Source organism: Xanthomonas sp. SHU 199 (genome assembly GCF_000364665.1).
In the GTDB taxonomy this organism is placed as follows: Bacteria; Pseudomonadota; Gammaproteobacteria; order Xanthomonadales; family Xanthomonadaceae; genus Xanthomonas_A; species Xanthomonas_A sontii.
In genome coordinates this window covers 1-474 of sequence record NZ_AQOI01000810.1, presented here as the reverse complement: position 1 = coordinate 474, position 474 = coordinate 1, and the positions used below count along the sequence as shown (strand labels likewise).

Genomic DNA, 474 nt, shown 5'->3' with positions numbered 1-474 from the left:
CGCTGGCTGCCGGCCTCGCGCGATCCGGCCGCCGGCCCGCCGGATCGCGCCGGCGCGCTGTGTTTCAGCGCGGCGCTGGCGCTGTTCACCGCCGGCCTGATCCAGGGCCCGCACAGCGGCTGGGGCAGCGCCGCGACGCTGGTCCTGCTCGGTGCCGCCGCACTGCTGCTGCTCGGCTTCGTGTGCATCGAACGGCGCCGCCGCCATCCGCTGCTGGACCTGCGCCTGTTCCGCTACCGGCGCTTCGTCGGCGTGCAGCTGCTGCCGGTCGCCACCTGCACCAGCTACGTGGTGCTGCTGGTGCTGCTGCCGCTGCGCATGATCGGCGTGGATGGCACGCCGGCGGCCAGTGCCGGCCTGACGCTGCTGGCGTTGTCGGCGCCGATGCTGCTGGTGCCGAGCCTGGCCGCGGTGCTGGCGCAGCGCATCGCCCCGGCCTGGCTGTCGGCAGCCGGGTTGGCGGCGGCCGCGGCC

The 474-nt window shown here is 76.2% G+C and carries 1 pseudogene; it reads left to right on the top strand.

Annotation, left to right across the window (positions count from 1 at the left end):
- Positions 1-474, top strand: a pseudogene (locus D183_RS25650) (MFS transporter); the annotation flags it as partial.